The sequence below is a fragment of the Burkholderia sp. KBS0801 genome (assembly GCF_005937855.2).
GTDB classification, from domain to species: domain Bacteria; phylum Pseudomonadota; class Gammaproteobacteria; order Burkholderiales; family Burkholderiaceae; genus Burkholderia; species Burkholderia ambifaria.
Window position 1 is genome coordinate 355,485 of record NZ_CP042179.1, and the last position, 21,509, is coordinate 376,993.

General features: G+C 64.9%; 9 protein-coding genes. 1 reads left to right on the forward strand and 8 read right to left on the reverse strand.

Translation table 11 applies throughout. The features are described 5' to 3' along the window. Window positions 1-114 precede the first annotated feature (114 nt). The 8 genes from FFI87_RS31030 to FFI87_RS31065 form a co-directional block, all read right to left on the reverse strand. Entirely contained in the window at window positions 115-1,488 is a 1,374-nt protein-coding gene (locus tag FFI87_RS31030) for a TolC family outer membrane protein (RefSeq protein WP_138850367.1), read from the reverse strand. A 180-nt stretch (window positions 1,489-1,668) separates the two neighbouring features. Next, a complete protein-coding gene (locus FFI87_RS31035) occupies window positions 1,669-12,117 on the reverse strand; it encodes an Ig-like domain-containing protein (RefSeq protein WP_138850368.1) in 10,449 nt (3,482 codons plus the stop codon). A gap of 89 nt (window positions 12,118-12,206) precedes the next feature. Then, window positions 12,207-13,631 (reverse strand): HlyD family type I secretion periplasmic adaptor subunit, encoded by a 1,425-nt coding sequence (locus FFI87_RS31040; RefSeq protein ID WP_105831555.1) that lies wholly within the window; start codon window positions 13,629-13,631, stop codon window positions 12,207-12,209. Next, entirely contained in the window at window positions 13,615-15,816 is a 2,202-nt protein-coding gene (locus FFI87_RS31045) for a type I secretion system permease/ATPase (protein ID WP_138850369.1), read from the reverse strand. Before FFI87_RS31045 ends, FFI87_RS31040 begins: the two co-directional genes overlap by 17 nt. A gap of 497 nt (window positions 15,817-16,313) precedes the next feature. Then, window positions 16,314-17,555, reverse strand: a complete 1,242-nt coding sequence (locus FFI87_RS31050; RefSeq protein ID WP_138850370.1) for a citrate synthase family protein — start codon at window positions 17,553-17,555, stop codon at window positions 16,314-16,316. Window positions 17,556-17,615: 60 nt separating this feature from the next. Further along, window positions 17,616-18,008, reverse strand: a complete 393-nt coding sequence (locus FFI87_RS31055) for a VOC family protein (protein WP_138850371.1) — start codon at window positions 18,006-18,008, stop codon at window positions 17,616-17,618. A 58-nt stretch (window positions 18,009-18,066) separates the two neighbouring features. Beyond that, window positions 18,067-19,353, reverse strand: a complete 1,287-nt coding sequence (locus tag FFI87_RS31060; protein ID WP_138850857.1) for an MFS transporter — start codon at window positions 19,351-19,353, stop codon at window positions 18,067-18,069. A 96-nt stretch (window positions 19,354-19,449) separates the two neighbouring features. Then, window positions 19,450-20,208 carry an SDR family oxidoreductase gene (locus FFI87_RS31065; protein WP_138850858.1) on the reverse strand — a complete coding sequence of 253 codons (759 nt, stop codon included), beginning with the start codon at window positions 20,206-20,208 and terminating at the stop codon, window positions 19,450-19,452. Between the two features lie 315 nt (window positions 20,209-20,523). Here FFI87_RS31065 and FFI87_RS31070 point away from each other — a divergent pair, with 315 nt between their 5' ends. Further along, the gene (locus tag FFI87_RS31070; RefSeq protein WP_138850372.1) at window positions 20,524-21,486 is read left to right on the forward strand and encodes a 2-hydroxyacid dehydrogenase; all 963 of its coding nucleotides are present in this window, start codon (window positions 20,524-20,526) and stop codon (window positions 21,484-21,486) included. Window positions 21,487-21,509 lie beyond the last annotated feature (23 nt).

Sequence of the window (21,509 nt, forward strand, 5' to 3'; positions counted from 1 at the left end):
ACGACGCGAAGGACGTTGAACGTCGGTAGTTTGGCATGCTGACGATGCCAGACGTTGCAGGCAACGTCGACGACTGAAGGGCCCCGGGTGAGCGATCGCGACCCCGGGGCCTCGTCATTTGCCGGGATCGAATGCGCGCCGGTCGAAGGCCACCGCCGGCTGCATGCCGCCGGCGCCCCACGCCTGCGCCGGCCGCGCGACGTGAAGCGTGTCGAGCAGTTGCCCCATCCCGGCGAACACGCGGTACGCGCTCGCCACTTCCGCGTACTGGCCGCTGATGTAGTCGATGCGCGCGCTGTAATACTCGTTCTCCGCGTTGAGCAGGTCGAGCAGCGAACGTTGACCGATGCCGAACTGCAACAGGTACGCTTCGCGCGTCGACGCGCTGGAATCGACGTACTGCTTGAGCACGACCAACCGGTCGCGTGCGGTGACGTACGCGTTGTAGGCGTGCGATTCGCCTTCCGCGATCTCCAGGCGCGTGCGGTTGCGGTCTTCCTCGGCCTCCCGGATCTGCGCATGCGCTTCGCCGATATGCGCCTTGTCGGCGCCGCCCTGAAACAGGTTGTAGCGCAACCGCAGCATCACGCGGCGGTCGTTCGTCGGACCGAGCACGCCGTCGCGGTCATGGCTCGCGCTCAGCTCCAGATCGATGCGCGGCCAGAGTGCGGCCTTCGCCGCGTCATAGTGCGCATTGGCCTGCACGACGTCCGCCTCGGCGGCCGCGAGGGACGGGTGGTTCGCCAGCGCCGTATCCAGTGCGAACCGTTCCGTCGGCGGCAGCGCGGCTTCCGGCGCGACCGGCTTGACGAGCACGTTCGGCGGCGCGCCCACCAGCCGCGCGTAGGCCACTTCGGCGTCTTTCAGGTTGCTTTGCTCGGAGCGCAGGTTGTCCTGCGCGAGCGCCAGCCGACTTTCCGCCTGGTAAAGATCGGCGCGCCGGCCGACGCCGCGATCGCTGCGCAGCTTGATCTGATCGTGGATCCGACGATGCGACTCGAGGTTGTCGGTGGCGGCGGCGACCGTTTCCTGGCGACGCAGGACTTCCAGATACGCGCCCACCACGCGCAGCGCCACGTCCTCCGAGGTTGACGCGACGCGATTCGCGGACGAGTCGATGCGCGCCCGTTGCCGCGCCACTTCGCTCCTGACCGCGAAACCGTCGAACAGCATTTGCGACAACGTCACGCTGGCCGTCCGGTGCGTGAACGTCGTGCGGTTCAGGCCGAGCAGACGCGTTTCGACATCGTCGCGCTGCTCCTTGCCGATCGCCGCGTCGACGTCCACGCGGGGCAAGTAGCCGGCTCGCGCCTGCTTCAGGCCTTGATCGGCCGCTTCCCTGTTGTATGTCGTGGCAAGGACTTCGGGGTTGGTCCGGATCGCCTGCTCGACTGCTTCCTGCAGGCTTTGCGCGGTGGCGGGCGCGGCGGTGCCCGCGAGCGCTGACGCGAATGCGAGCACGGCAAGCAGAGGGCAGTTCCTGTTCATCGACTGTTTCCTGTCGCCCGACGGTTGTTTGCAGCCAGCCTTGGGCACGATCAAACGTTGCGCGATGCCGGCGATCATGCGGCCGGCCATCGCGACAGATGCATCCAACACACTGCCGTGAGCGACGATCCGGAGGAGAGTTCGCCAGTCGGACGTCGGTCACGGGGTATTCCGAGCGCCTCAAACCTCTTGAATGTGCGGCAGCGGGGGCGGCACGTAAGTGACCACGGTGCCGCTGCCCTGATCGTGCGAGAGCTGGAAGCTGCCGCCCGCCAGATTGCCTTGAAGCGCGACCTGTGCGGTGTGGGCGCCGTCGCTCACCGTGAGCGTGCCGCCCGTTCCCGTGTCGTTGGCCGTGAAGCTCAGCGTCGTGTGATCGCCGAACAGCACGTCGGTCAGATCGAGCGCGTCGCCGGCGGCGAAGCCGCTGACCGTGCCGGTGAAACCGGCCGAGTGGTCCAGCTTGAGCGTGCCCGCGGCGCCATCGGCGAACGTCGTGTTTTCCGCGGACGCGCCGCCGAACTCGAGCGTTGCGCCGCCGCTGATCGTCGCGCTGCCGGCGCCCGTCACGTCGCCGTGGATCGTCAGGTTGCCGTTGTTGGCCCACAGGTTGCCCGTGTTGTTCACCGCGCTTTCGATCACGAGGCCGCCGCTGCCCGTTGCCTCCAGCGTGCCGGCGTTGGCGACCGCGTGCGTGCCCGTGTCGATCACGAGCGCGTTGACGCCGTCGGCGACGATCGTTCCTTCGTTGACGAGCGTCAGCTGGCCGGCGCCGAGCTGGCCGGCACCCGTGATCGTGTTGTCGACGTTCACGAGCGTGGCATCCGGCGTGCTGCCGAACACGACGTTGTGGGCGTCGTCGGACAGCGTCACGTGGCCGCCGCCTTCCAGCGTCGCGCTCTTCGGGAGGATTTCGAAACGGGTGATGTCACCGGTCGAGCCGAGTGCGATCGTGCCCGTGTTCTCCACGATCCCGCCGATCGGCAGCATCGCGCCGTCGCTCACCGTCATGGTGCCGGCGTTCTGCACGACCGGTTCCTGGTCGAACACGAAGTTATCGCCGGTGAGGTCGGCCGAATGCACGCCCGTTACCGTGATGGTGGCGCCGTCGCCCAGCATGATTACCGCATTGCCGTTCGCGTCGTCTGCCAGATGCGCCTGGACGTCGCTGAAGCTTGCGATGCCCGTGAAGCCCACGAGATCGATCTTGTCGGCGGCGAGGTCGAACGTGTGCAGCGTGTCGTTGCCGATCGGCTGCGAGAACACGAACAGGTCGTTGCCGGCCGATCCGGTCAGTTGATCGTCGCCCGACCAGGCGAAGATCGGCGCGTTGGCCGCGTACGCTTCGACGTTGTCCGCGATCGTGGCGGCGGCGTGGGTGCCGTCCGCGGCCGTCCATGTTTCGGTCACCGTGAGCACGGTGGCGCCGGTGAAGGAAGCGGCCGGCGTGATGGTGAGCGCACCGAGGTCGTTCGTCGGCACGAGCCATGAACCGTTACCGAGGTCGGTGCCGGCGTTCAGCGTCCAGCCGGACGGGATGCCGGCGATCGTCACCGCGAGGTCGGGCGCGTGGCCGGACGGATCGGCGAGCGCCAGGTTGATCTCGGAGCCGGCGACGCCGGCGGGTGCAACATGGGTGGACGACTGTGAGTTGCCCGCCGTGTCCCACTCGGTCACGGTGACGGAGTCCTTGTTGAGATTGAGGCTCTGTTGCGAGTAGGTCCAGGTTCCGGCGGTTTGCTGCGTCGCGGTGTAATCGGCGTTGGTCGTGTTGTCGTGGATCAGGACTTTCCAGACATCGGACGTGTCGGTGTTGGCCGTCAGCGTGTGGCCAGAGAATTGCCAAGACAGCGTCGACGGGGCGGCGGTGTCGAGCGTGAAGCTGAAGCTCGTGGCATTCGAGATGTTGCCAGCGACGTCGATCTGACGGACTTGAAGGTTGTTTACGCCTTCGGTCGCGCTGAAGCTCGTGTTCCAATGCGCGCCGTTGTCGATGCTGTATTGCACGGTTGCGCCGGTTTCGATGCCGGAGAGGTTCAGCGTGCCGATGTTGGTGATGTGGTCGGTGGTGCTGCTGCCGGAGTCGGTCGTGAGCGCGACGCCGGGTGCCGCGGCCGACGTATCGAGCGTGAAGCTCAGCGATGTGGCTGACGATGTGTTGCCGGCCACGTCGATCTGGCGGACTTGGACGTTGTTTAACCCTTCGACGGCGCTGAAGCTCGTGTTCCAGTGCGCACCGTTGTCGACGCTGTACTGAACGGTGGCGCCGGTTTCGATGCCGGAGAGGTTCAGCGTGCCGACGTTGGTGATGTGGTCCGTGGCGCTACTACCCGAGTCGGTGGTTAGCGCAACGCCGGGCGCAGCTGCCGACGTATCGAGCGTGAAGCTGAGTGATGTGGCTGAGGACGTGTTGCCCGCGATGTCGATCTCTCGAACCTGCACGTTATTCACGCCTTGGACGGCACTGAAGCTCGTGTTCCAATGCGCACCGTTGTCGATGCTGTATTGAACGGTGGCGCCGGTTTCGGTGCCAGTTACGTTCAACGTACCGACGTTGGTGATGTGGTCGGTGGCGCTGCTGCCGGAGTCGGTGGTCAACGCGACACCGGGCGCGGCGGCCGACGTATCGAGCGTGAAGCTGAACGACGTGGCCGACGACGTGTTGCCCGCGACGTCGATCTGCCGAACCTGCACATTGTTCACGCCTTCGAGGGCACCGAAACTCGTACTCCAATGCGCACCATTATCGACGCTGTATTGAACGGTGGCGCCGGTTTCGATGCCGGAGAGGTTCAGCGTGCCGACGTTGGTGATGTGGTCGGTGGCGCTGCTACCGGAATCGGTGGTCAGCGCGACACCGGGTGCGGCGGCCGAGGTATCGAGCGTGAAGCTGAATGACGTGGCCGACGACGTATTGCCCGCGATGTCGATCTCTCGAACCTGCACGTTGTTCACGCCTTGGACGGCACTGAAGCTTGTGTTCCAGTGCGCGCCGTTGTCGATGCTGTACTGAACGGTGGCGCCGGCCTCGATGCCTGAGAGATTCAACGTGCCGACGTTGGTGATGTGGTCCGTGGCGCTACTACCCGAGTCGGTGGTCAGCGCAACGCCGGGCGCAGCGGCCGAGGTATCGAGCGTGAAGCTGAGCGACGTGGCCGACGACGTATTGCCCGCGACATCGATCTGTCGAACTTGAACGTTGTTCAGTCCTTCGATGGCGCTGAAGCTCGTGTTCCAATGCGCACCGTTGTCGATGCTGTACTGAACGGTGGCGCCGGCCTCGGTGCCAGTGACGTTCAGCGTACCGACGTTGGTGATGTGGTCCGTGGCGCTACTACCGGAGTCGCTCGTGAGCGCGATACCGGGCGCGGCAGCCGACGTATCGAGCGTAAAGCTGAACGAGGTCGCGGCGGACGTATTACCCGCGACATCGATCTGCCGAACCTGCACGTTGTTCAGCCCTTCGACTGCGCTGAAGCTCGTGTTCCAGTGCGCGCCGTTGTCGACGCTGTATTGCACTGTGGCGCTGGTCTCGATGCCTGAAAGGTTCAGCGTGCCGACGTTGGTGATGTGATCGGTCGAGCTACTGCCGGAATCGCTCGTGAGTGCGACACCGGGCGCGGCGGCTGACGTATCGAGCGTGAAGCTGAACGACGTGCCCGCCGACGTATTGCCCGCGACATCGATCTGCCGAACCTGCACATTGTTCAAGCCTTCGAGGGCACCGAAACTCGTACTCCAATGCGCACCGTTGTCGACGCTGTACTGAACGGTAGCGCCGGTTTCGATGCCGGTGACGTTCAACGTACCGACATTGGTGATGTGATCAGTGGCGCCGCTGCCGGAATCGCTCGTGAGCGCGACACCGGGCGCCGCGGCCGACGTATCGAGTGTGAAGCTGAACGAGGTCGGGTCCGACGTGTTGCCCGCGACATCGATCTGTCGAACCTGCACGTTGTTCAGTCCTTCGACGGCACTGAAGCTCGTGTTCCAATGGGCCCCGTTATCGACGCTGTACTGTACGGTGGCACCGGTCTCGATGCCAGAGAGGTTCAGCGTGCTGACGTTGGTGATGTGATCGGCGGCATTGCTACCGGAGTCGGTAGTCAACGCAACGCCGGGCGCAGCGGCCGACGTATCGAGCGTGAAACTGAACGCCGTCGGATCCGATGTATTGCCCGCGACATCGGTTTGCCTGACCTGTACATCGTTCACGCCTTCGACGGCGTTGAAACTGGTGTTCCAGGTATGACCGCCATCGGTCGAGTATTCGACAACTGCGCCAGTCTCCACATCAGACACGTTGAGTGTACCGACGTTCGTGATGTGGTCGGTGGCGTTGGTGCCGGAATCGGCGGTCAGTGCAACGTCCGGTGCAGCGGCCGAGGTATCGAGCGTGAAGCTGAACGCCGTCGGGTCCGACGTGTTGCCTGCGACATCGGTTTGTCGAACCTGTACGTCATTCGCGCCTTCGACGGCATTGAAACTATTGTTCCAGGTGTGGCCACCATCGATCGAGTATTCGACAACTGCGCCGGTCTCCACACCAGACACGTTGAGTGTACCGACGTTGGTGATGTGATCGGTGGCGTTGCTGCCGGAATCGGTGGTCAACGCAACACCCGGTGCAGCGGCCGAGGTGTCGAGCGTGAAGCTGAACGAGGTCGGGGCGGACGTATTGCCCGCGACATCGGTCTGCCGGACCTGTACGTCATTCACGCCTTCGACGGCGTTGAAACTGGTGTTCCAGGTGTGGCCGCCGTCGATCGAGTATTCGACAACTGCGCCAGTTTCCACACCAGACACGTTGAGTGTACCGACGTTCGTGATGTGATCGGTGGCGTTGCTGCCGGAGTCGGTGCTCAGCGCGACACCTGGCGCGGCGGCCGACGTATCGAGCGTGAAGCTGAACGATGTCGGGTCTGACGTGTTGCCCGCGACATCGGTTTGCCGGACCTGTACGTCATTCACGCCTTCGACGGCGTTGAAACTGGTGTTCCAGGTATGGCCGCCATCGATCGAGTATTCGACGGTGGCGCCCGTTTCGACACCGGTGAGATTCAACGTACCGGCATTGGTAATGTGATCGGTAGCGCTGCTACCGGAATCGCTCGTGAGCGCGACGCCAGGCGCGGCGGCCGAGGTATCGAGCGTGAAGCTGAATGAAGTCGAATCAGATGTATTGCCTGCGACATCGGTCTGCCGGACCTGCACATCGTTCACGCCTTCGACCGCGTTGAAACTGGTGCTCCAGGTGTGACCACCATCGGTCGAGTATTCGACGGTGGCGCCCGTTTCAACACCGGTGAGATTCAGCGTTCCGACATTCGTGATGTGGTCGGTCGAGTTGCCGCCGGAGTCGGAGGTCAGTGCAACACCCGGTGCAGTGGACGAGGTATCGAGCGTGAAGCTGAGCGAGGTCGGGTCCGACGTGTTGCCAGCGATATCGGTTTGCCGAACCTGTACGTTGTTCACACCTTCGACGGCGTTGAAACTGGTGTTCCAGATATGACCGCCATCGGTCGAGTATTCGACGGTGGCGCCAGTTTCAACGCCCGTAAGATTCAACGTACCGACGTTGGTGATGTGATCGGTCGAGCTAGTGCCGGAATCGGCGGTCAATGCAACGCCGGGCGCGGCGGCCGAGGTATCAAGTGTGAAGCTGAACGCCGTCGGATCCGACGTGTTGCCTGCGACATCGGTTTGCCTGACCTGTACATCGTTCACGCCTTCGACGGCGTTGAAACTGGTGCTCCAGGTATGACCGCCATCGATCGAGTATTCGGCAACTGCGGCAGTCTCCACACCAGACAGGCTAAGTGTGCCGACGTTCGTGACGTGGTCGGTAGCGTTGCTGCCGGAGTCGGCGGTCAGTGCAACACTTGGTGCAGCGGCCGAGGTATCCAGCGTAAAGCTGAATGAAGTCGGGTCGGACGTGTTGCCCGCGACATCGGTCTGCCGCACCTGTACGTCATTCACGCCTTCGATGGCGTTGAAGTTGGTGTTCCAGGTGTGACCACCATCGGTCGAGTATTCGACGGTGGCACCCGTTTCAACACCGGTGAGATTCAGCGTTCCGACATTCGTGATGTGGTCGGTCGAGTTACCGCCGGAGTCGACGGTCAGTGCAACACCCGGTGCAGTGGCCGAGGTATCGAGCGTGAAGCTGAACGAGATCGGGGCCGACGTGTTGCCCGCGACATCGGTTTGCCGAACCTGCACGTCGTTCACGCCTTCAACGGCATTGAAACCATTGTTCCAGGTATGGCCGCCATCGATCGAGTATTCGACAGTCGCGCTCGTTTCGACACCGGTGAGATTCAACGTGCCGACGTTGGTGATGTGGTCCGAGGCGCTACTACCGGAATCATTCGCGAGCACGACACCGGGCGCAGCAGCCGAGGTATCGAGCGTGAAGCTGAACGAGGTCGGGGCCGACGTGTTGCCCGCGACATCGGTTTGCCGAACCTGCACGTCGTTCACGCCTTCAACGGCATTGAAACCATTGTTCCAGGTATGGCCGCCATCGATCGAGTATTCGACAGTCGCGCTCGTTTCGACACCGGTGAGATTCAACGTGCCGACGTTGGTGATGTGGTCCGAGGCGCTACTACCGGAATCATTCGCGAGCACGACACCGGGCGCAGCAGCCGAGGTATCGAGCGTGAAGCTGAACGAGGTCGGGGCAGACGTGTTGCCCGCGACATCGGTCTGCCGCACCTGTACGTCATTCACGCCTTCGATGGCGTTGAAGTTGGTGTTCCAGGTGTGACCACCATCGGTCGAGTATTCGACGGTGGCACCCGTTTCAACACCGGTGAGATTCAGCGTTCCGACGTTGGTGATGTGATCGGTCGAGCTAGTGCCGGAATCGGCGGTCAATGCGACACCGGGCGCAGCAGCCGAGGTATCGAGCGTGAAGCTGAACGCCGTCGGATTCGACGTATTGCCTGCGATATCGGTCTGCCTGATCTGTACGTCGTTCACGCCTTCGACGGCGTTGAAGCTGGTGTTCCAGGTATGACCGCCATCGGTTGAATATTCGACGGCGGCGCCCGTTTCAACACCGGTGAGATTCAATGTACCGACGTTGGTGATGTGATCGGTCGAGCTATTGCCGGAATCGGCGGTCAATGCGACGCCGGGCGCGGCGGCTGAGGTATCAAGTGTGAAGCTGAACGCCGTCGGATCCGACGTATTGCCTGCGATATCGGTCTGCCTGATCTGTACGTCATTCACGCCTTCGACGGCGTTGAAGCTGGTGTTCCAGGTATGACCGCCATCGGTTGAATATTCGACGGCGGCGCCCGTTTCAACACCGGTGAGATTCAATGTACCGACGTTGGTGATGTGATCGGTCGAGCTAGTGCCGGAATCGGCGGTCAATGCGACGCCGGGCGCGGCGGCTGAGGTATCAAGTGTGAAGCTGAACGCCGTCGGATCCGACGTATTGCCTGCGATATCGGTCTGCCGAACCTGTACGTCATTCACGCCTTCGACGGCGTTGAAGCTGGTGTTCCAGGTGTGGCCACCATCCGTCGAGTATTCGATCGTGGCGCCGGTTTCGACACCGGTGAGATTCAACGTGCCGACGTTGGTGACGTGGTCGGTGGCGCCGCTGCCGGAATCGGTGGTCAGGGCGACACCCGGCGCAGCGGCCGAGGTGTCGAGCGTGAAACTGAACGAAGTGGCCGACGAGGTATTGCCCGCGACATCGATCTGCCGAACCTGCACATTGTTCACGCCCTCGAGGGCACCGAAACTCGTACTCCAATGCGCCCCGTTGTCGACGCTGTACTGAACGGTTGCGCCGGTTTCGATGCCAGTGACGTTCAGTGTACCGACATTGGAGATGTGGTCCGTGGCGCTGCCACCGGAATCACTCGTGAGCGCGACACCGGGCGCAGCAGCCGAGGTGTCGAGCGTGAAGCTGAGCGATGTGGGAGCCGACGTATTGCCCGCGACATCGGTTTGCCTAACCTGCACGTCGTTCACGCCTTCGACGGCGTTGAAGCTGGTGTCCCAGGTGTGGCCACCATCCGTCGAGTATTCGATCGTGGCGCCGGTTTCGACACCGGTGAGATTCAGCGTGCCGACGTTGGTGATGTGGTCTGCGGCATTGCTGCCGGAGTCGGTAGTCAACGCAACGCCAGGCGCGCCAGCCGACGTATCGAGCGTGAAGCTGAACGACGTGGCCGAAGACGTATTGCCCGCGACATCGATCTGTCGGACTTGAACGTTGTTCAGTCCTTCGACGGCGCTGAAGCTCGTATTCCAATGCGCGCCGTTGTCGATGCTGTACTGAACGGTGGCGCCGGTTTCGATGCCCGAGAGATTCAACGTACCGACATTGGTGATGTGATCAGTGGCGCTGCCGCCGGAATCGGTCGTGAGCGCGACACCCGGCGCAGCGGCCGAGGTGTCGAGCGTGAAACTGAACGAAGTGGCCGCCGACGTATTGCCCGCGACATCGATCTGCCGGACCTGCACATTGTTCACGCCTTCGAGGGCACCGAAACTCGTACTCCAATGCGCCCCGTTGTCGACGCTGTACTGCACGGTGGCGCCGGTTTCGATGCCTGAGAGGTTCAGCGTGCCGACGTTGGTGATGTGGTCGGTGGCATTGCTGCCGGAGTCGGTAGTCAACGCAACGCCAGGCGCGCCGGCCGACGTATCGAGCGTGAAGCTGAACGACGTGGCCGCCGACGTATTGTCCGCGACATCGATCTGCCGGACCTGCACATTGTTCACGCCTTCGAGGGCACCGAAACTCGTACTCCAATGCGCACCGTTGTCGACGCTGTACTGAACGGTGGCGCCGGTTTCGATGCCAGAGAGGTTCAGCGTGCCGACGTTGGTGATGTGGTCGGCGGCATTGCTGCCGGAGTCGGTAGTCAACGCAACACCAGGCGCCCCAGCCGCCGTATCGAGCGTGAAGCTGAACGACGTGGCCGAAGACGTATTGCCCGCGACATCGATCTGTCGGACTTGAACGTTGTTCAGTCCTTCGACGGCGCTGAAGCTCGTATTCCAATGCGCACCGTTGTCGATGCTGTACTGAACGGTGGCACCGGTTTCGATGCCCGAGAGATTCAACGTACCGACATTGGTGATGTGATCAGTGGCGCTGCTGCCGGAATCGGTCATGAGCGCGACACCGGGCGCAGCGACTGACGTATCGAGCGTGAAACTGAACGACGTGGCCGCCGACGCATTACCCGCGATATCGACTTGCCGAACCTGCACGTTGTTCAGCCCCTCGACGGCGCTGAAGCTCGTGTTCCAATGCCCACCGTTATCGACGCTGTATTGCACGGTTGCGCCGGTCTCGATGCCCGTGACGTTCAGTGTACCGACATTGGTGACGTGGTCGGTGGAGCTGCCACCGGAATCACTCGTAAGCGCAACACTCGGCGCAGCAGCCGACGTATCCAGCGTGAAGCTGAACGAGGTCGGAGCCGACGTATTACCCGCAATATCGATCTGCCGAACCTGCACATTGTTCAGCCCTTCGACGGCACTAAAGCTCGTACTCCAATGCCCCCCGTTATCAACGCTGTACTGAACGGTGGCCCCCGTCTCGATCCCCGAGAGATTCAACGTACCGACATTGGTGACGTGATCGGCGGCATTACTACCGGAATCCGTAGTCAACGCAACACCGGGCGCCCCAGCCGACGTATCGAGCGTGAAACTGAACGACGTGGCCGCCGACGCATTCCCCGCGACATCGACCTGCCGCACCTGCACATTATTTACGCCTTCGACGGCACTGAAGCTCGTACTCCAATGCTCCCCGTTATCAACGCTGTACTGCACGGCAGCGCCCGTTTCGACCGCGGTAACATTCAGCGTCCCGACATTCGTGACGTGATCCGTCGAGCTACTGCCCGAATCAACCGCCAACGCCACCCCGGGCGCCGTCCCGCCAGCCGTATCCAGCGTGAACGTGCACGAAGACACAGCCGACGCATTGCCGGTCACGTCGATCTGCCGCACCAGCACGGTATTCGTTCCTTCGACGGCGCAGAAGCTCGTATTCCAGTGCGCGCCGTTGTCGGTGCTGTACTGAACGGTCGCGCCGTGCGCCACCGCGCCGACCGACAGCGTACCGTCCGATGTGAGGTGGTCGGTCGCCGACATCCCCGTGTCATGCGCCAGCGCGACGACAGGGGCGGGCGGCGCAATGTCGACATAGGCGGTCGCCCAACTCAGCGTACCGTTGCCCAGCCGGATCGCATACGTGAAGCTGTCCTGCGCGTAGCCGAGCGTATTGAAGCTGTTCGACAACCACGACGCGTCGAGATGGCTCGCGTCATACCCGACCTTGCCGTCCGACGTGATCCAGATGTGCGCGCCGTGCGCGCTGAAATCCGTGCTCACCGATTCGGCCCGGACCGTATCCTGCGTCAGCAACGCCGTCTGCTCGAGCGAGACGGTCGTTTCGGTGCCGGAGTCGAGCGAATAGAGCGTCTTGGCCGCGCCGCCGAGATCGTTCGCCATCACGTTCAGGTAGACGGTGGTGAGCGAGTTGTCTGTCAGCCCCGTCTGAGCCGACGTAAATACGTCGTCCGTTGCCTGCGGCGTATTGCTGATGGAAACCGCGGTCCCGCTTGAAGTCGTCGCCATGTCGTGCTCCCCGTCCTGTCATGTTTTGATGCGGGCGCTGCGCCGCCCGATGCGGCGCATGCCCGATGAACTGCAAACCGGTTCTCGTGTCAGCGCTCGCGCAACGCCATTTCCTTGGTCTTGATGACGGGCTTGAGCAGGTAATGCAATACGGTACGGCGCCCGGTGCGGATGTCGACGGTGGCGATCATGCCCGGCACGATCGCGACCGGCTGGCTCCGACCGCTCGGCTTGCTTTGCCGGGTGCGCACCAGTACGCGGTAATAGCTGTCCGGTTTCTCGCCGGGACGGTCCGGCACGATCGTGTCGGCGCTGATGTCTTCGACCACCGCGGGAAAGCCGCCATAGATCGAGAAGTCGTACGCGGACAGCTTGACCGTCGCGTCCTGCCCCGGATGCAGAAACGCGATGTCCGCCGGCCGCACACGTGCCTCGATCAACAGCGTGTCGTCGAGCGGCACGATTTCCAGCAGGTCCATCCCCGGCTGGATCACGCCGCCCACGGTGTTGATCTTGATCTGCTTGATCATCCCTTTCAGCGGGGCGCGCACGAGCGTGCGCGTGACGCGATCCTCGAGCGCGACGTTGGCGGCACTCAGCGCCGATTGATCGGCGCGCGCGAGATTCAGTTCCTTCATCGCGTCGGCACGGAAATGCGCGGTCGTTTCATCGATTTTCTGGCGTGCCTCGCGATAGGCGGCTTCCAGCCGCGGCATCGCGAGCCGCGTCGCATCGAGGTCGCCCTTCATGTCGGTCGCCTGCCGCTCGAGCCGCAGCACCTCGACGTCCGATACCGCGCCTTTTTCGACGAGCGGGCTCGTCAACGCCAATTCCTTCGCGACGAGCGCGTAGCTGTGTTGCAACTGCCCCTCGCGCGAGCGCTTTTCCGCGAGCTCCTGCCGGTGCTGTTCGGCCTGTTGCCTGAGCACGTCGAGATTGGCCTGCAATTCGCGCTGACGCGACTCGAACAGCGAGCGTTCCTCGTCCAGCAGGCCCGGGTTCGCGCGTGCCAGGGCGGCCGGCACGACGAACGCGGCGCCGTTCGCTTCGGCGCTCAGCCGCGCGATGCGGGCGAGGAGTGCGGCATCCTTCGCCTGTCCTTCCTTGTATGACGACGTGAACCGCGTATCGTCGATGCGCATCAGCGGCTGGCCTTTCTGGACGACCTGGCCGACGCGCACCATGATCTCCGAGACGATCCCGCCCTCCAGGTTCTGCACCACCTGCACGCGGCTGGACGGAATCACCTTGCCTTCCCCGACGGTGACTTCGTCGACTTCGGCGAACGCGGCCCACAGGAGCGCGATGACGATGAACGCGAGCGTCGCCCACAGGATCCAGTGAGTGAAGTAGCGCGGCCCCTCCATCGCGGCCGCGCAGCGTTCGCGCATGAACGCGGTATCGTCGGCGCGCGGCTTCAGCGCGGCGCCGATGCGCGCGCGCAGCGCGTTGAGCGCGGCGATGCGGTGCGTCGTCGGCGCGCCGGCGCCGTCGGGTTCAGCCAGCAGCGACATGGAGCTTTCTCCCTGCAAGAGCCGCGAGGACCTGGTCCTTCGGGCCGTCAGCGACGACGCGTCCTTGATCCATCACGATCAGGCGGTCGACGAGCGTGAGCAGCGACGGACGGTGCGTGACCAGCAGCAGCGTGCGGCCGGCGAGCTGGGCCGACAGGCGTGCCTTGAACAGCTCTTCGGAGCGGTTGTCCATCGCGCTGCTGGGCTCGTCGAGCAACAGCACCGGCGGCGACAGCAGCATCGCGCGGGCGATGGCGATGACCTGGCGCTGCCCGCCGGACAACGCTTCGCCGCGTTCGCCCACCGCGAGGTCGAAGCCGTTCGGCACCCGGTTGACGAAGTCCGCGACGCCGGACACCTGCGCGGCGCGCAACACGGCGTCGTCGTCCGCGCCCGGCGCGCCCAGCACGATGTTGTCGCGCACGGTGCCGTTGAACAGCATCACGTCCTGCGGCACGTGACCGATCCCGCGCCGCAGCGCGGCAGGATCGTATTGACGCAGTTCGACGCCGTCGATCAGGACGTTGCCGGACGAAGGCGGGTAGAGACCGAGGACGAGTTTCTCGATCGTGGTCTTGCCCGAGCCGACGCGCCCGATGATGCCGACGCGCTCGCCCGCGGCGATGCGGAACGACACGCCTTCGAGCGAGACGCCGCTCTGGCCGGGATACGCGAAGCCGACGTTGCGGAATTCGATCTCGCCGGCGAGTGCGGGGCGATGGACGAAGCGCTGCTCGGCCGGACGCTCGCCGGGCAGGTTCATCACGCCGTCGATCGACGCCAGCGCGCTGCGCGACTGGTGGTAGCGAGTCAGTAGCGACGCGACCTGGCCCATCGGCGCGAGCGCGCGGCCGGTGAAGATCGTGCAGGCGATCAGACCGCCGGTCGTGAGCCGGTCGTCGCCGATCATGTACACGCCACACAGGACCACCGCGAGATAGGCCGCCTGCTGCGCGAACATCGCGAAATTGACCGCACAACCCGACAGCAGGCGCGACCTGAGCCCGAGCCGTGCGATCTCGCCGAGCATCTGCTCCCAGCGCGCCTGCATCGGTCCTTCCGCGCCGTTGACCTTGATCGTCTCGAGGCCGACCAGCGTTTCGATCAGCAGGGCCTGGCGCTGGCTTGCGTGACGCTGGCTGGCTTGCACGGCCCGCGCGAGCGGCCCCTGCACGGCCACGCCCGCGCCGATCACGAGCGGCAACGCCAGCAGCGGCAGCCAGCCGAGCCCGCCGCCGACCCAGAACATCGCCACGACGAACACGATCGAAAACGGCAGGTCGATCAGCGCCGCCGCGGTCGCCGACGTGAGGAATTCGCGCACGGCTTCGAATTCCTGGATCTGCGAAGCGAATCCGCCGACGGACGGCGGCCGCGCCGCCATCCGGATGCCGAGTACTTTCTCGTAGAGATTTGCCGACAGGATCACGTCGATCTTCTTGCCGGCCACGTCGATGAAATAGCCGCGCAACGTGCGCATCACGACGTCGAACACGATCACGAGCGCGATGCCGGCCGCCAGCGCCCACAGCGTCTCGAGCGCCCGGTTCGGCACGACGCGGTCGTAGACGTTCATCGTGAACAGCGGCATCGCCAGCGCGAAAAGATTGACCAGCGTCGACGCGAGCATCACTTCCGCATAGATCGGCCACGATTGCGCGACCACGCCCCAGAACCAGTGGCGCGGGCGCGGCACGACGCTTTCCGTGTCGCGTGCATCGAACCGGTGGGCCGGGCGCGCGAACAGCACGTGGCCGGCGTGGCGTTGCGCGAGTTCGGCCGCGTCGACGGCTTCCTCGCCGATGCCTGTTTCAGGAAGGATCACCTGCATGGTGCCGCACGCGTTGCGGCGAACCAGCACGCAGGCCTGGCCGTCGTTGAGCAGCAGCACCGCGGGCAGGACCGCATCCGGGATGTCGGGCAACGCGCGCCGGGCCAGTTTGGCCGACAGGCCGGCGCGTGCCGCGGCCCGCACGAACAGGGCCGGGGTGAGGCGCCGGCCGGCGAGCGGCAGGCCGGCCACGAGCGTGTCGACGCCCACCGGCCGGTCGAACAGCCGCGTCAGCACGAGCAGGCAGCCGAGCAACGGATCGTCTTCGATACCCGATCCGTGCGGCAGATTCCAGCCGTGCGCGGCGCACGGCTCTCCGGCCGCGGCAGCGGCTTGCGTAGCGGCGGCCTGCATTACAGCACGCCGCCAGCCTGGTGACGGTCAGACCGGTGCGGCAGCCCGCCGCGCGCGCATATCGCCCCCGTCAAGCGCTCCGTCTTGTTCATGCCTCACCCCGATTGTTTATGTGCTGTTGGTCGCTTGTGCGACTGCTTGTGACTGCTTGTGTTTGCGTCGGAGCAACAGCAAGGAGCGGGCCAGATGCGGTGACTGCCGCGCCTGGTGCGGCTGCGGCAGGCATGTGCCGGCCGACGGTGGTATTCGAATGCGGGTTTGGTTTCAGGTCTGATACGTTGCGGCTGCGCGGGCGCCGTGCGATTCCGTGCCTATCCAGCGGCAATGGCGCACTGGAGAAGGCGCGCACGCTACTGCTGATGCGGAATCGCGGTCAGCACGGGGCCGGATCCGGTATCGAAAATGTTGCAGGCGTGAAACGTTGCGGTTATGGGGGCGTATCGGCGGTGTACACATCGGGGCTATGACTCGTCAGTCGGTTCAGCGCCCTGCCGCGGTCATTCCACGATCTTGAACACCCGGTTCTTCTCGATCACGCCGGCTTTCGGCAGTTTGCCGTCGTCTTCGGCCTCGGGACGCAGATGCCGTTCGTCGAGCGCCGGTCCCGTATAGCGGCTGCGGGGCCGGATCACCTTGCCCACGCGCAGCTGTTCGATGCAGTGGGCCAGCAGCCCGACGCTGCGCGCGGTCGAGAACAGTCCGAAAGCCGCGTCGCGCGGCAACCGGAGCTGCACCGACAGCATCGCGAGCGCGACATCGATGGTCGGCCGCTGGCCGGTGAGCGTCGTCACCTTGTCGATGAAGTGCGCGAGTTCCGCCGGCGGATCGAGCCGCGCAAGCAACGCGGCCGCGCGCGGGTCGCCGTCGGGGTACAGATGATGACCGAAGCCGGGAATCGGGATCGCGGACTTCAAGTGATGATCGACCACGTGCGCGGCGCCGAGCCGTTGCACGTCGTCGAACACCGCGCGCACGCGTCCTGACGCATCGCCGTGCAGCGGGCCCGACAACGTCGCGAGCCCGGTCAGCAGGCAGCCCGCGAGCGACGCGCCGGTCGACGCGGTGATGCGCGCGGCGAACGCCGAACTCGTGATCTCGTGATCGGCGACGAGCACCATTGCGCGGCGCAGCAAGTCCGCGCCGCGAGTGTCCAGGCCCCAGCCCGCCGCGAGCCGCTGATGGGTCCACGGCAGGCCCGCATCGTCGTGCGCGCCGAACGCGCGCGCGACGATCGCGACGAGTTGGCCGGCTTCGATGTGCAGCGCGCTGTCGAGGCGGCCGAGCGTCGAGTGGCCGTGCGCGGCCAACGTGGCAAGCAGCGTGAACGCGCACTGGCGATCCCGCTCGCCGGCCGGCGATGCAACCGCGGGCGCGTCGAACGTCACGGGCGTGGTGGCTTGCCAGAGCAGCGCGGCCGTGTCCTCGAGCGTGGCGGTGTCCGACAGTTGAATGCTGTCGCGGCCGCGATACCACGCTCGGCCCTTGGAGAAGGTGGTGATGCCGCTGGGGATGCACGGCTCGGCGCCGAAGATCGTGCCGGCCGCCAGCGCCGCGCGCTTGCGGCCGACCTGTTTCTTGCGGCACAGCGCGATCACGTCCTCGGCGCGATACAGGCTCTTGCGCGGATCGTCGGGGTCCTGCATCACGGCGATGCTGCCGCGGCTCGCATACGCGTAGACGGTCTGCGCCCGCACGCCGAGCCGTCGCGCGGCTTCCGTCAGGGTGATCCAGTTGTGCATGGGGAGTGGTGATGAGGACGCGGCCGGTGCCCGGCCGCTTGCGCCGACTATAGACCGGGTTCAGCTCGATGTCATCCCGGCCGGGCGCCGCTCGAGTACCTCGACGAGGATCTCGCCCGGCGCGCGCACGAAACAGCCGCGCACGCCGGCGCGGATCCGTGTCACCGGCTGCACGATCTCGGCGCCGTGCTCGACGAGGTGTGCGTACGCGGCATCGAGATCCTCGACCAGCACGCCGAAGTGATCGATGCCTTGCGCGCGTGCGCCGTCGGGTATGGCGGCCGGTCGCGCGTCGGGTAGCGCCGTGATGAACAGGTTGATGGCGCCGATCCGCAGGTCGACGCGGCCGGGGCGCCGCACGATCTCGGCGTTCAGGCAGCGCGCGAACCACGCCGCGGTGGCCTCGGCGTCAGCCGAGCAGAGTTGCAGGTGATCCCATTTGAATTCGATCATGATCTTGGGGGGATGGGGTTGAGCCGCCGCGGCGGCCGGTCAAGGGATGCGAACGCGTTCAGAGCTCGATGCGCGACAGCTTGCCGAGCAGCACGGAGTACGACAGCGTGCCGACGAGGCAGATCGCACCCATCAGGTTCAGCGCCCAGAAGAAGTTGCCGGTGTGCTGGGTCACATAGCCGATCATCAGCGGCGTGGTGACGGCCGCGATATTGGCCGCGAGGCTCGTGATGCTGCTGGTGAGCCCGACATAGCGTCTCGGCGCGATCTCGGATACGGCGGCCCAGGACATCGAGCCGATCCCCTGCGCGAAGAACGCGACGGTCAGGATCGCGATCACCAGCGCGTTCGAGTGCACGAAATTGACCAGCACGATCGACGCGCCGAGGAAGGTGCCGATCACGAGCGGCGCCTTGCGCGACGACGACATCGACACGCCGCGCCGGATGCAAAGATCGGACAGGTAGCCGGCGATCAGGATTCCCAACGTTGCGCCAATGAACGGCATCGCCTGAAAGAAGCCCACTTTGATCATCGACATGTGCCGTTCCTCGACCAGATAGGTCATGAACCAGGTCGTGAAGAACACCAGCAGCGTGTTGTTGCAGAACTTGCCGAGACAGATCGCGAGAATCTGCCGGTAGCCGAGCAGGCGCAGCGCCATGCGCCAGTCGAAGCGCTCGCGCGCGGTCACGACGGGGCGCCCTTCGGTGATGTACTGCAACTCGGCCGCGTTGACGCTGCGATGCCGCGACGGATCGCGATAGAGCCGGTACCAGACGAGGCTGAACAGAATGCCGAAGCCACCCGTCGCGAAGAACACCGCGCGCCAGCCGAACGCCGACGAGATCCACAGCAGCAGCCCGGCGAAGAGCGGCGTGCCGATGTACTGCCCCATCACGTACACGCTCGTCGCGAAGCCGCGCTCCTGGACCGGGAACCACATCGTCACCGCGCGCGCGTTCGACGGAAAGGCCGGCGCCTCCAGCGCGCCCATCGCGAGCCGCGAGCCGAGCAGCATGTGATAGCCGTGCGCGAGCCCTTGCGTCAGCGTCGCCAGCGACCAGCCGACCAGCGACAGCGCATAGGCGACGCGCGAGCCGAGCATGTCGGCGAGCACGCCCGCGGGCACCAGCGCGATCGAGTATGCGAGGCCGAACACGGCGAACAGCTCGCCCATCTGCACGCGGGTGAGGGCGAGATCCTTCGATAGCGCCGGTGCGACGATGCCGAGCGCCGAGCGGTCGACGTAGTTGAGGATGGTCGCCACCAGCAGCATCGACAGCACGCCGTAGCGCACGCGCGACCTTCTGGCGATGTCCGCGTGCGAGCCGAACTCGCGCATGACCGGAACCTGTTCTTCTGCGGTTTTCAATGTTGTCTCCTGTCTCCTGATGGGTGGGCCGGCGCGTTGTCGTCATGCGCGCCGGCGATCGTCGGGTCAGCCGCGCCCGACGTAGGGCATCGCGCTTGCCATGATCGTCATGTTCAGAATGTTGGCTTCGAGCGGAAGGCTCGCCATCTGCACGATGGCGTCCGCGACGTACGCCACGTCGACGCGCGGCTCCGGTGCGACGCGGCTGTCGGCCTGCAGCACGCCGCTGTTCATGCGCTCGGTCAGCGACGTGGCGGCGTTGCCGATGTCGATCTGGCCGCATGCGATGTTGAACGGCCGGCCGTCGAGCGCGAGCGAGCGGGTGATGCCGAGGACGGCATGCTTGGTGGCCGTGTACGCGATCGTGTTCGGGCGCGGCGCGTGCGCCGAGATCGAACCGTTGTTGATGATGCGGCCGCCTTGCGGAGTCTGGCGCTTCATCTGGCGCCACGCGGCGCGTGCGCACAGGAACACGCCGGTCAGGTTGGTCGCGACCACGTCGTTCCAGAATTCGAGTGAGTAGTCGTCGAGCGGCACGGCGCCGGCATTGCGGCCGGCGTTGTTGAACAGCACGTCGAGATGCCCGAACTCGCGGTCGATCCGCGTGAAGCTTTCGTCCACCGACGCCTCGTCGGCGACGTCGGTCGGAATTGCCGCGGCCAACCCGCCGGCCTGCTCGATGATCTCCTTCGTCGCGAGCAGCGGTTCGATGCGCCTGCCGAGCAGTGCCACGCCGAATCCGGCTCGCGCCAACGCGACGGCCGCTGCGTGGCCGATTCCCGTGCCGGCGCCCGTCACTGCCGCGATTTTTTTCCGTGCCTGCATTGTTACGACCTCGTCTTCCGTCCGTTGAACATGCAAAAAGCATTGCGCGGCGGCGATTCCCCAGCAATCTTGATTCTTTCAATCAATATCAAGCGCCCCGTCGCGACGGGGCGGCGTCAGGGTTTTCCTGAGTTCGCGGGCACGTCGTGCGCAGGCCTGCGATTGGGGGACGCGCATGACGCGCCGCAACCGGAACCCGCCGGGGAAGCCGGCTGCGCGATGCCACGCGGACACGTTGATTGAATCAATCAATATTGACCCGCGCCGAGCGCGCTTCGTAGGCTGTGCTCCGTTTTCCGACCCAAGGACGAGACCATGCCTGACAACAATCGCCCCCGCCTGCTGGTAGCGCGACGGGTTCCCGCGGCCGTGGCCGCACGCGCCGAAGCCGAATTCCACGCGTACGTGACGGACACCGACATGGATGCGCCCTCCGTCGTCGAGTTCTGCAATCGCTACGCGACGCCGGCGGTGCTGATCGGCAAGAAATCGGGGCTGCAGGCCGAGCACATCGCGGCATTGCCGACGAGCGTGGAGATCATCGCGAACGCCAGCGCCGGCTACGACCACCTGGATGTGGCCGCCGCGCGCGAGCGCGGGATCGTGGTCAGCAATGCGCCCGATGCGCTGACCGATTGCACGGCCGATTTCACGATGCTGCTGATTCTCGCCGCGTGCCGGCGTGCATCGGAGTACGAGCGCATCGTGCGCGCTGGGTGGGGCAAGTCGTTCGGCATGACCGACATGCTCGGCACGCGCGTGAACGGCAAGACGCTCGGGATCGTCGGCTTCGGCCGGATCGGCCGCGCGGTCGCGCAGCGCGCACGCGGCTTCGGGATGAAGATCGTCTATACCGACAGGCGGCCGGCGCCGCCCGAGGTCGAGGCGGGCGCCCGCTATTGCGCGGATCTCGACACGCTGCTGCCGCAGTGCGACATCCTCACGCTGCACGTGCCGGGCGGCGGCACGCCGTTGATGACGCGCCGCGCGTTCGGCCTGATGCGCGACGGTGCGGTGTTCGTCAATGCGGCGCGCGGGAGTCTCGTCGACGAGGATGCGCTTTACGACGCGTTGAAGTCGCAGCGGTTGTTCGGCGCGGGGCTGGACGTTTATCGGAACGAGCCCGATATCGATCCGCGTTTCGCCGCGCTCGACAATGTGTTTCTGTCGCCGCACATGGCCAGCGCGACGATCGAGACGCGCGACCAGATGGGTTTGACCGCGCTCGATAACGTCGCCGCGGTGCTCGACGGAAGGGCGGCGCCGAATGCGGTTTGACGGGGAACGTGAGGGGGTGGGGT

Excerpts from the sequence above, each read along its gene's own strand:
- FFI87_RS31055 (WP_138850371.1), bottom strand. The coding sequence starts at position 18,008 with ATGATCGAATTCAAATGGGATCACCTGCAACTCTGCTCGGCTGACGCC.
- FFI87_RS31070 (WP_138850372.1), top strand. The coding sequence starts at position 20,524 with ATGCCTGACAACAATCGCCCCCGCCTGCTGGTAGCGCGACGGGTTCCC.
- FFI87_RS31045 (WP_138850369.1), bottom strand. The coding sequence starts at position 15,816 with ATGCAGGCCGCCGCTACGCAAGCCGCTGCCGCGGCCGGAGAGCCGTGC.
- FFI87_RS31040 (WP_105831555.1), bottom strand. The coding sequence starts at position 13,631 with ATGTCGCTGCTGGCTGAACCCGACGGCGCCGGCGCGCCGACGACGCAC.
- FFI87_RS31060 (WP_138850857.1), bottom strand. The coding sequence starts at position 19,353 with ATGCGCGAGTTCGGCTCGCACGCGGACATCGCCAGAAGGTCGCGCGTG.
- FFI87_RS31035 (WP_138850368.1), bottom strand. The coding sequence starts at position 12,117 with ATGGCGACGACTTCAAGCGGGACCGCGGTTTCCATCAGCAATACGCCG.
- FFI87_RS31065 (WP_138850858.1), bottom strand. The coding sequence starts at position 20,208 with ATGCAGGCACGGAAAAAAATCGCGGCAGTGACGGGCGCCGGCACGGGA.
- FFI87_RS31050 (WP_138850370.1), bottom strand. The coding sequence starts at position 17,555 with ATGCACAACTGGATCACCCTGACGGAAGCCGCGCGACGGCTCGGCGTG.
- FFI87_RS31030 (WP_138850367.1), bottom strand. The coding sequence starts at position 1,488 with ATGAACAGGAACTGCCCTCTGCTTGCCGTGCTCGCATTCGCGTCAGCG.